Annotated in this window: 9 protein-coding genes; 3 read left to right on the top strand and 6 right to left on the bottom strand. The window is 33.7% G+C overall.

The window, feature by feature from the left end:
- Positions 1–287 precede the first annotated feature (287 nt).
- The 3 genes from dnaJ to grpE form a co-directional block, all read right to left on the bottom strand.
- On the bottom strand, positions 288–1,430 hold the full coding sequence (gene dnaJ, locus TL18_RS09780; RefSeq protein WP_067044916.1) for a molecular chaperone DnaJ: 1,143 nt from the start codon (positions 1,428–1,430) through the stop codon (positions 288–290).
- Positions 1,431–1,568: 138 nt separating this feature from the next.
- The gene (gene dnaK / locus TL18_RS09775) at positions 1,569–3,446 is read right to left on the bottom strand and encodes a molecular chaperone DnaK (protein ID WP_067044913.1); all 1,878 of its coding nucleotides are present in this window, start codon (positions 3,444–3,446) and stop codon (positions 1,569–1,571) included.
- A 39-nt stretch (positions 3,447–3,485) separates the two neighbouring features.
- On the bottom strand, positions 3,486–4,037 hold the full coding sequence (grpE, locus tag TL18_RS09770; RefSeq protein ID WP_067044910.1) for a nucleotide exchange factor GrpE: 552 nt from the start codon (positions 4,035–4,037) through the stop codon (positions 3,486–3,488).
- A gap of 297 nt (positions 4,038–4,334) precedes the next feature.
- Between grpE and TL18_RS09765 the strand changes: the two genes are divergently transcribed.
- Positions 4,335–4,856: an ArsR/SmtB family transcription factor gene (locus tag TL18_RS09765; protein ID WP_369814546.1), complete on the top strand. Its 522-nt coding sequence runs from the start codon at positions 4,335–4,337 to the stop codon at positions 4,854–4,856.
- A gap of 35 nt (positions 4,857–4,891) precedes the next feature.
- On the opposite strand, the gene hypF is transcribed toward TL18_RS09765, so the two are convergent.
- Positions 4,892–7,132 (bottom strand): carbamoyltransferase HypF, encoded by a 2,241-nt coding sequence (gene hypF / locus TL18_RS09760; protein WP_067044907.1) that lies wholly within the window; start codon positions 7,130–7,132, stop codon positions 4,892–4,894.
- A 55-nt stretch (positions 7,133–7,187) separates the two neighbouring features.
- On the opposite strand from hypF, the gene larB reads away from it, so the two are divergent.
- Together larB and TL18_RS09750 are read left to right on the top strand one after the other, a co-directional pair.
- The gene (gene larB / locus TL18_RS09755) at positions 7,188–7,949 is read left to right on the top strand and encodes a nickel pincer cofactor biosynthesis protein LarB (RefSeq protein ID WP_067044904.1); all 762 of its coding nucleotides are present in this window, start codon (positions 7,188–7,190) and stop codon (positions 7,947–7,949) included.
- A gap of 1 nt (position 7,950) precedes the next feature.
- Positions 7,951–8,511 (top strand): GNAT family N-acetyltransferase, encoded by a 561-nt coding sequence (locus tag TL18_RS09750; RefSeq protein WP_067044902.1) that lies wholly within the window; start codon positions 7,951–7,953, stop codon positions 8,509–8,511.
- Here TL18_RS09750 and TL18_RS09745 read toward each other — a convergent pair.
- Together TL18_RS09745 and TL18_RS09740 are read right to left on the bottom strand one after the other, a co-directional pair.
- Complete coding sequence (locus tag TL18_RS09745) at positions 8,500–11,046, bottom strand: CDP-glycerol glycerophosphotransferase family protein (protein WP_067044898.1); 2,547 nt, start codon at positions 11,044–11,046, stop codon at positions 8,500–8,502. The genes TL18_RS09750 and TL18_RS09745 overlap by 12 nt on opposite strands.
- A 14-nt stretch (positions 11,047–11,060) precedes the next feature.
- On the bottom strand, positions 11,061–11,579 hold the full coding sequence (locus TL18_RS09740) for a hypothetical protein (RefSeq protein ID WP_067044895.1): 519 nt from the start codon (positions 11,577–11,579) through the stop codon (positions 11,061–11,063).
- Positions 11,580–11,583: the final 4 nt, after the last annotated feature.

The raw sequence follows: 11,583 nt of genomic DNA, 5'->3' as shown, positions 1-11,583 counted from the left end.
AAATATTATTTAAAACAATAAAAGGGTATTTTTATCCTTTTATTAACTTCTTTTTTTTAAAAAATTTATAATTAATATCATCTGATGTAGATAATCAAATCCATTTATCTTATTTTTAAAATATCCATTAACTATAATCAAAGTTACTTTATTTATTATAATGTTTCACCAAAACAAGTACAATTTAATTTATGCATCTTTCAATTATTTGATAGGGTATTTGCCCTGTAAAAAATAGTGTTTATTTCAAAAAATAAGTTGGAAAGTAAATTAGTATTTCAACTAATCTACTTCATCGCATCTTTTACCCTGTCGAAAAGTCCTTTTTCAACATGTTTGATTTCATCGCCGCTGATTTCAGCGAACTGTTTAAGTAAATCTTTTTGTTTTGTATTTAATTTTTTAGGAACGACAACTTTAACGGTTACATACATATTTCCTCTGCCGTTATGTCTAACAGAGTTCATACCTTGTCCTCTTAATTTGTAAACAGTTTCGCTTTGTGTTCCAGGAGCAATTTTAAATTCAACCTCTTTTCCTTCAATGGTTGGAATACTGATTAAGTCTCCTAGCGCTGCTTGAGGGAAACTAATTTGCTGATCTAAATACAAATGATCTCCTTCACGCACGAACCTCTTGTGTTTTTTGATATGGACTGTAACAATTAAATCACCTTCAAGTCCAGCCGCATCTCCACAGTTTCCTTCACCTGAAACTCTTAGGTGGTTGCCTTCATTAACTCCTTCCGGAATTTCAATCTTAATGGTTTTTGTTTTTCTTACACTACCTCTGCCATGACAGTTATCACATGGATCAGTAATGATTTTACCGGTACCGCCACATTCTCTACATGCTCTTACATTAACCATTTGGCCTAAGAATGTATTGCTGACTTCTTTGATTTGGCCAGTACCTCCACATGTCCTACATGTTTCAGGTTCGACGCCCGGTTTTGATTTGGATCCTTTACATACAGGGCATAGCTCGCTTCTTGTGATTTTAATTTCTTTTTCACATCCGTTAAATGCTTCTTCCAATGTAATTGGAACTTCAGTATAAATGTCTGAACCTCTTTGAGGCCCGGTTCTGCCTCTGCTACGGCTTCCTCCACCAAAACCGAATATATCAAAGATGTTTCCTATATCGAATCCTTGGAATATGTCTTCAAAGTTTACGTTTTGATAGAAGTCTTCTGCAGTGAATCCATCCATTCCGGCATGACCAAATTTATCGTATCTTTGACGTTTTTCATCATCAGACAAGACGGCATAAGCTTCACTAACCTCTTTGAACTTTTCTTCCGCATCTGGTTCATCACAAACATCTGGATGGTATTTTCTAGCTAAGTTACGATAAGCTTTTTTAATTGTCTTTTCATCAGCAGATTTATCTACTCCAAGAACTTCATAATAATCTCGCTTGTCTGCCATTTATTCACCTTAATAAATAATTTTAAAAAAATAGATAGAAAAAATAATAGTTTTATATTATTGTCAGTTTATATGCTTTTTGATTCTGATTCTGATTTTGTTTTAACCTAACAATATAATAAAACTTTATTATTTAATCTAATCGTCTTTTACTTCATAGTCTGCATCAATTGTGTCATCATCGTTGTTGTCTTGTGCACCAGCATTTGGGTCAGCTCCAGCTTGTTGTTGAGCTTGAGCTTCAGCTTGTGCTTGTTGGTAAATTTTAGCACCAATCTCTTGAATTACGTTAGATAATTCATCAGACTTTTCTTTAATGGCAGCAACATCATCGCCAGCTATAAGTTCTCTTAATTCAGCTACAAGTCCTTCGACTTTTGTTTTTTCATCTTCAGATACTTGATCTTTGAGTTCATCTAAGGTTTTTTCTGAAGTGTAAATTAAGGAGTCTGCGTTGTTTCTGATTTCTATTTCTTCTTGTCTTTTTGCATCTGCTTCAGCATTCATTTCTGCTTCTTTGATTTTTTGTTCAATCTCTTCATCAGATAACTTAGTTGAGGAAGTAATGGTAATTGCTTGTTCTTTACCGGTTCCTTTATCTTTAGCAGTTACATTAATAATACCGTTAGCGTCAATATCGAAGGTTACTTCAATTTGTGGAACGCCTCTAGGAGCAGGTGGGATACCTACAAGTTGGAAACGACCTAATGAGGTGTTGTCTGCAGCCATTTTTCTTTCCCCTTGTAAAACATTAATGTCTACAGATGGTTGGTTATCTGCAGCTGTGGAGAATATTTGGCTTTTCTTGGTAGGGATAGTAGTGTTTCTTTCGATTAAGGTAGTTGATACTCCACCTAATGTTTCGATACCTAATGATAATGGAGTTACATCTAAAAGAACGATGTCTTTAATTTCACCAGCTAATACTCCTCCTTGAATAGCAGCACCCATGGATACACATTCCATTGGGTCGATACCACGTTCAACAGGTTTTCCTATGAATTTTTCAACGAATTGTTGTACGATTGGCATTCTGGTAGGTCCACCGACTAAGATGATTTTGTCAATTTCAGATTTACTCATTTTAGCATCATCTAATGCTTGTTGCATTGGTTTACCGGATTTTTCTACAATTGAATCAACTAATTCTTCTAATTTTGCCCTGGTAAGTGTTTGGATTAAGTTTTTAGGGGTTCCATCACTGCCCATTGCGATAAATGGTAAGTTAACTTCGGTTGTTGTGGTTGTGGATAATTCGATTTTTGCTTTTTCAGCAGCTTCTCTTAATCTTTGAACTGCTTGATCGTTATCCATTAAATCTACGCCTTCTTTTGCTTTGAATTCATCAGCCAAGTATTTGATTAATACGTTGTCCATATCGGTACCACCAAGTTGGGTGTCTCCACTGGTAGATCTTACTTCAAATACTCCACCACCGAATTCCATAATGGTTACATCTAAGGTACCTCCACCTAAATCGTAAACCATAATGTTCATGTCGTCTTCATCAGCTTTATCAAGACCATATGCGAGGCTTGCTGCGGTTGGTTCGTTTACAAGTCTTACAACATCAAGTCCAGCAATGGTTCCTGCGTCTTTGGTTGCAGTCCTTTGGTTGTCGTCAAAGTAAGCAGGCACGGTGATTACTGCTTTTTCAATTGGTTCACCTAAGAAGCTTTCAGCATCTTTTTTAATTTTTTGTAAGATAAATGCGGAAATTTCTTGTGGGGAATATTGTTTTCCGTTTACAGTAACTTTGTGATTGGTACCCATGCTTCTTTTGATTGCACTGATAGTGTTTTCTGGGTTGGTTACTGCTTGTCTTCTTGCTGGTTCACCTACTAACATTTGACCATCGTCGGTAAATGCAACGTAACTTGGGAAGGATTTACCATATTGGCTTGCTCCTTCTGCAGATGGAATTGTGGTTGGTTTACCTCCGACAAGTACGGATGCTGCGGAGTTACTTGTTCCTAAGTCAATTCCAATAATTTTTTCTTTTTTAGTATCAGACATAATTATCACCTATTTTTTTAATAAATTATTTAATAAACATTATTTTTTACAAACTATAACTTTTGAGTATTTAAGGACTTTATCTTTGTACATGTAACCTTTCATCAACTCTTCTATAATATACCCGTTTTCAACATCATCTGATTCCTGAACCATTAATGCTTCATGTTTGTTCAAATCAAATTTTTCTCCTTTTGCAGGAATTTCTTCAATACCTTCTTTGGTTAAAACATCTTTGAATTTATTATAGATGAGTTCTACACCTTCTCTTAAATCTTCATCATTTTCGATTTCTAAAGCCCTGCCAAAGTCTTCATAACAATCTAAAAACTCTTTTATAAGATTTTCATTAGCAAATTTGACAAGTTCCTTGTTTCTTTTATCGGTTATTTTTTTGAAATTTTCGAAATCTGCTTGAAGTCTTTGTGATAATGAAATGTATTCTTGAGTTTCACTTTCTTGTTTTTCAAGATCTTCTTTAACTTTTGCTAATTCTTCATCTTTTAGAGCTAACTCTTCGAGAAGTTCATCATACTTTTCTTGAATTTCTTGAGTTTCAACTTCAGTTTCGCTCTTATTTTCATCAGTCATATTTGCACCTTTTTTAGGTTTTTTGAAAAACTTTTGTAATAACTCTCGGCAGAGAATCAAAACTTTTGAGTGTTTAATATAGGTTTTTGGGAATTTATGGACATATAGGAAAATGGTTCATCAATTAAGAGTTATTACTTTAAGTTTTTCTTAACCGAATATTAAAGTAACCAAAAGTTATCTTTCTCCTACATTATTATAGTAACAAAAAGTTATATAAAGGTTTCGATATAATGTATAATCATGAATGATACAAACGACATTGAGAAAAATGAAAAACCACACAGAAATGTTAATATGCCTAAGGGACATATAGAACTTCGTACTGATTATAATAACCCTGCTGATGACATTGATGTGGAAGATATCCTTGATGTAATGGGTTGTAAGACTAGAAGAGATATAATAAATCTTTTAAGGGAAGAACCTATGTTTGTAAGTGAAATTTCAAATGAGCTGGATATTGGTCAAAAAGCAATTATTGCTCATTTACGTGCTATGGAAGATATAGGTATTCTAAATTCTTCTTATAAAAAGATTTTAAGAGGTCGTCCACGTAAATACTATGATTTGCAGAATGAAGTGAATATCCATATTACTATTAACAGGAATAATTTTGATGTTCAGTTCACAGACGACATGCTCAATACATTGCAATTACCATCAGGGGATGAATGGTCAAAACTTTTAGATATTGAAAAAAGAATTGATGATGGTCAACTTGAAGCAATTGATGAGTTGAAAAATCAAATAAGATTGTATGGAAATCTTTTAGAAAGAGCAGAATATATTCTTGAAAGAACTCTTAAAAATAGATAGCCATCATGTTTGAATTTAATTCAAACTATTCTTTTTCACTTTTTTTTTACTACAATAGCCTGTCCAAGAGATACTGATCCGTCTCCAGCGCAGGTGTTTTTGTGCTGTATAAAGTTAAATCCAGCATTTTCGATATAATTCTTAACGGTATCCGTAATGGCTTCGTTGTAGAATACTCCGCCTGTTGCCCCTATGTTAGATAATCCTTTTTTATCGGCCGCTCTTAAGGCAAGTTCACTTAAACCACTTGCCACAGCAATTTGACCTGCAGCAGCAACATCCGATTTCTTTTCACCATTTTGATAAAGCTTTACAACTTCCCGTAATATTTCTGTGGTGTTCAATACATCATTTTCAACAATCACTGGAAGTTCCAACTGTTTAGTTGAATAATAAGCGGAAGATTCAAGCTTCATGGAACATTCCCCTTCATATGTTCTTTCATGACAGATTTCCAAAGCAACAGCCATCGAATCAAGAACTCTGCCAGTACTTGTTGTTTTCCCAACATTTATTCCGGCTTCAATCTGTTTGAAGATATTTTTTATTTCAATTTCACCATATTTGAAGTAATCCGCATAGTTTTTAATCAAGTCTTCATCTTTCAGGATGCTTGCAAGCATTCTTGCAGGATATCTTGTTGCAACGTCTCCTCCAGGCATTAGCTGGCTTTCCAAATGCCCCATTCTTTCGAAGTTTTTAACATCAGTATAGAGGATTTCTCCTCCCCAACTAGTTCCATCACTTCCATATCCCACTCCATCAGCTGCAATAACAATCATCTCATCGATTGAACTGTCATTTGCAAGAGCAATGGAGTGCGCATGATGGTGTTGTACTGGCATTACTTCAGCGCCATATTTTTCAGCCAGTTCATAGGCGAGTCTTGTTGTGAAAAAGTGAGGGTGCATATCACATGCAATCACATCAAATTCATCAATTTTTGTAATTCTTTCCATGTTCTTGATTGCTTCCCGTAAAAACTTCAATGTTTTTGGCTTATTTGTATTTCCGATGTGCTGTGATGGATATACGATGTTGTCTTTTGCGATGGAAAAGGTTACATCAAGTTCCGGACCCAATGCAAGCACATTCAGGTCATTTACATCGTAATTTATTGTATACGGTTCGGGAGTATAGCCTCTTGACCTTCTGATGAATGACAGTTCATTGTTTCTAAACCTGATTACGGAATCATCGCATCGATTTAGAATCTGACGGTTATGAACCAGCGAATAGTCATTGATGCCATTGATTATTTCTTCATTTGTAATCATCATTGGTTCACCGGGAATGTTTGCCGAAGTCATTACATAGGTGTCTATGTCTCCTTCATCAAAAAGCAGGTAATGCATTGGTGAATATGGCAGCATAACCCCAATATTGTGAAGTCCTGGAGATAGACTATCCGGGAATGGATAATTATCCTTTTTCTTTAAAATGACAATCGGCCTTTTGTTTGAGGTGATTGTTTTGATTTCTTTTTCTGACAATTGAGCATAGTTTTGAAGACTTTCCAAATCCTTGCACATTACAGCAAAAGCCTGATTTGGTCTATTCAAACGTTTTCTAAGTTCTTTGATTGCCCTGTCATTATATGCATCAACAACCAAATGGGTTCCGCCAATTCCCTTGATGGCCAATATTTTTCCTTCTTTTAATGTTTCAGCACCCAGTTTTATAGGATTTTCAGTGTCTATTCTATTTTCATCTTTATAGATTTCCATTTGAGGTCCGCATTCGCTGCAGCAAATGGCTTCTCCATGGTAGCGTCTGTTCAAAGGGTCCTTGTATTCAACAAGACATTCATCGCATAGCGGAAACTCATCCATTGATGTTCGAATCCGGTCATAGGGGACGCTTTCAATTACAGTAAATCTAGGTCCGCAATCGGTACACGCATTAAATGCATATTTGTAACGCCTGTCATTTGGATTTCTGATTTCTTCAAGACATTTGTCGCAGATTGCTATGTCTGGCGGAATTACACTAATTCCTGAGTAGGAACTGTCACTTTCAATTATATCAAAATCAGCATAATTGCTGCTTTCAATAGCTTCAACTTCCATGGAATTGATTTTGGCTATTGGAGGCAGCTCTTTTGGAAGCCTTTCAGTAAACAATTCAGTATTTTCACCTTCGATAATGATTTCAACTACATTTCCAAGGTTTCTGACATATCCTTTTAGGTTTAAATCACAGGCTAATCTATAAACATATGGTCTAAATCCTACACCCTGGACTATTCCTTGAGTTAAAATCTTTAAAGCTTTCATTAAGTTATAATATTGTAAGTTAAATTTTATATAATTTTATCCTAAATATTATATTATGAAAGATATTCTTGAAAGATTGGTTAATGGGCAAATCAGTATAGAGGAAGCTGAAAATCTCATTAATTCAAATAACATTTTAGAATTTGATGAAATTGCAAAAATGGATATGGAAAGAAACCAGAGAACAGGCTTTCCAGAGGCAGTTTTTGCACCCAGCAAAGATTATGAAGATCTGCTTTTAATAATTAAAAGATACATTGAAAATAATAATGATAACCTAATTATAACTAAATTATCCGAAGATAGATATGAAAGATTACTAAATGATTTGGAAAATATTTCAGCGATTTTTGATTATAATAAAAGAGCTCGAATATTGATTATAAGACAAAAAATTGAAAAAACAGACTCGATTGCCAAAATTGGAATTATTACTGCAGGAACATCCGATATCAACATTGCTGAAGAAGCTCGCGTAATTGTTGAAGAAGGTGGTTGTGAAGCAATTACTTCCTATGACATTGGTGTTGCCGGAATTCATAGGCTGTTTCCTCAGATTGCACATATGGTAAGTGAAGGCGTAAGGGCATTCATTGTTTGTGCAGGAATGGAAGGGGCTCTGCCTTCAGTTGTTGCAGGTCTTGTTGACGTGCCCGTAATCGGTGTTCCGACTTCAGTTGGCTATGGAGTTGGTGAAGGAGGAAGGGTGGCTTTGGATGCCATGTTACAATCCTGTGCTCCGGGGATTGCTGTCGTGAATATTGATAATGGATTTGGCGCAGGCGTATTTGCATTAACTATTGTTAAAAGTGATTAGATTGATTTATGAGAATTTCAATCCGAAAATTCATGATGCACATAAAGTAGCCAAATTGGTTTATGATGTTGACTTTAGAACTTTTGATTTGCTATTTAAAAATCAATCAAAAGCCATTTCAACTATTGAAAATGATTTAAAAAAGCATGAACCTACCAGTTCTTTTAAAGTAATTTTAGATGATAATAATGAAGTGATTGGGATGCTGGTGGCATATGTCTCTAAAATGCCTCGTGATTTAAGAGTCAAATCATTAAAGTTAATTGTCGTTGATATTTTAGATTATTTTGTTTTATGCGATATTAAAAAAGATGATTTATACCTTGCAGAAATAGCCATCGATTCATCTTTAAGGGGAAATGGTTTGGGTGAACAAGTTTTAAATGATGTAATAGCTTATGCTCAATCTAAAAAATTGAATCGCATAATTTTAGACGCTGATTTCAGAAATGCTGGTGCAAAACATCTTTATGAGAAAATGGGATTTAAGGTATTCAATAAAAAAAGGCTTAAATTTGGAAATTTTGAAAGGGGAATGTACAATATGGAATTAATCCTTTAAAGGAATCTCCTTAATGGCTTCATAAACTCTTTTACAGTTGTTCTTATCGATATATATAAAGAAGTCATCAACTCTTTTGGAGTATTCATCTTTCATCTTACAATCGTTTTTGATATATCCGACAATCAAGTCAACCAATTCCTCTTCATCTCTGCAAACTTCACCGAAACCCATGGTTTCATATTTGAAGTAAGCGTTTTTGACATCAAAATGATAATCGTCACCATATTGATAATACATTACCGGTTTGTGGAGATATGCAAAATCGAATGCTACTGATGAATAGTCTGTTATTAATAATGATCCTTCATTGAATAAGGTTTGGTATTTAACCTGTTTTAAGTCTATTTCAACGAAATCATTCCTATTGAACAAGTCAATGTATTTGTAGATATTGGGGTGTGGTCTGAATATTATTTCATAACCGTATTCCTTGGCTGTATTGATTAGTTTTTCATTGTTGATTAATGAATTGAATCTTTGGAAGTATTCTGTTTTGGCGATGAATTGCTTGGAGTTGTTGTCAAAATATCGTCTCCATGAAGGCATAATGAGGATTTGTTTTTTATTGTCTATGTTTTCGAGGCCATCGAATCTAGGCAACCCAAGTAATTTAATGATGTCTTTAGGGTAGTTATAAGGATTTTCGAATACTGATTCACGTTCTTTGGTGGAACTTACAACGAATAAGGATAAATTCATGTTGAACCTATTTAACCAACCTGAAATGTCATCTTTAATTATCCCATGCTGCAGGAATGTTGTGTTGGATTTCAATAAACCTGCTAAATGAGGGTAACTTCCCCAAAATGGGTAAATAATCTGATTATCAGGATGGGAAGTTATGATGTGTTCTGCAAATAATCCCAAATATCGGTGTCTAAGAGATTTGTAAGGCAATATTTCACCAATTCTTTTGATTTCAGAATATCCGTTCCCGTTTTTCTCTAAAATAAAGTATTTATCAATGCCATCATCTTTTCCCATTGCATATTTAAACATATGTGACGCATTATCATCACCGGAATCTGGCCTGTCCATAAAGAGCCATATGTGTTTATCTTTTAAAAACGGATATCCAATCATATAGGCTATTCTGAATGGTATTCCCACTTTATAGCCTGGTTCACGTTCTTTTAACATATGAATAAGTGATTTTATTTCTTGTTTAATCCAGTTTAATTTGGTTTTCCTTTTAATTAAGATTTTGTCATCTTTCAAGATACTGATATACTTTCTTGTTTTTGCATAACCGACTGTCTTTGAAAAATTACATGGTCTTGAGAAATCGATGCCTAATTTTTCTCCGTCGGCTCTGAATTCAATTTCATATTTTCCACCAGGTAATAGGGGTAGCGCAAATTCAAATGTATAATCTGTATAATATGTGTAATCGAAATAAGTTTTATTTCTTTGAGGGAAGTTCAGCACGGTTTTTTGAAGGGGATAACCATTGACAAATATTTCAATGTCCCGGTTGTTTATTTTTGCAATATTCGCCATTACATATAATGTATTATTTATTATATCATAATTGTCGATATAAACGGTATTTAAATCAAAAAGCGTAAGGAATATTGGATCCAATTTTCCATATTTTAATATGAATGCATTCAATTTGACAGTTTCTTCAATAATCGGATAATTTATGATAATATCATCATCAATGAAATTTAAAACGTAATTCAAATCGGATTTTAGTGTCTGAATTTCTTCCGCATTCAGAATCTTTTTGGTATCATCTACATTTAACATTATGGCCAGATGGTACATTATTGCATTTTGGACAAATCTCGGAACATAGTTAAATTTATCTAGACTCTTTTTAATCAGACGTTTGAAATTTCTTTCGCATAATCCCAAATAGTACTCTTTTGTCAATACGGCATCATCGAGATATATGTTTTTTTCCAAGTCTATTTCTGAATTGCAGTATCCATTATTGCAAAGTCCAATTTGAGGGTTGTTAATCAATACTTCATTTATAAAAACAGTATTTTCCGAAAATATAAGGTTCTGATATTCAATGTTTTGCAGTGCAGATTTTCTAATAAAGCTAGATGATGTAAAAATTTGATAATACTCAGGATTCTTAATCAGGTTTGCAATCTGATTTTTTTCAAATCTAGCATTGGACCAATGGTCTTTATTTTTTTTATTAACAAAGTATATAGGCACTGATGCAACATCCACATGGGGATTTTTTTTAAAAAAAAGTGAAATGGATCCTAATGTTTTTCTGGATAGTGAACTTTCACTCATCAATATGTTAACATATTTTCCCTCAACATATTTAAGGGCGATATTTCTCGCATCAGAAATGTTTTCAGCATTATTACTGAGCAATTTAAAATTATAAGGGTACTTCCTAGTGTATTCAATGCAAATTTGGCGGGTATTGTCATTACTGTAATGGTCGACAATTATAATTTCAACATTTTCTTCAAAATTCAATTCCTGGTTAATAATTGAATCAATAGTATTTTTTATCCATTTTTCAGAATTGTATGTTGTAATTATCACTGAAAATTCCAAAAGGCATCCCCTTGTTAATCTTGTGATTTCTTATAATCAGGCACTAGTGTATTTACAATGAAAGTTAAATCTTTATCTAATTCATTAATGTTTTCATATCCTGACATTTTTATGTAAAATGTGTGGTTATGTGAGTATAGATAAGAAATTGACCTGTTACTTACAGTTTCATCACTTGCATTTTGATAATAGATGGTATATAAACTCTTGTCTTTGGTAATGTTGCTTGAATTTTTGATTATTTCTATTTCTCCGCTGGCTTTCAAACTTTTAAGTTTGCTGGTGAATTGCTCATATGAAGAGTTTACTTTGCCCAAATCTTTTATATAAATATCTTCATTAGTATTTTCATTAACCAATTCAAGGCTTGAACTATCGGATTCAGCTTTTGAAAAACCGTCCGGCAATGTTACAATAGAAGTGTTAACATCTGCAATTGCACTGCCTACAGTGTTTGACGAATCAACAATTAAATACATGCAGCTTATTCCAATAATCATTATTATTATAATCAATATCCATCGTTTATCCATATTA

Source organism: Methanobrevibacter sp. YE315 (genome assembly GCF_001548675.1).
In the GTDB taxonomy this organism is placed as follows: domain Archaea; phylum Methanobacteriota; class Methanobacteria; order Methanobacteriales; family Methanobacteriaceae; genus Methanocatella.
Note: the sequence above shows the minus strand (reverse complement) of the source record. Positions and strands in the feature narration are given on the sequence as shown.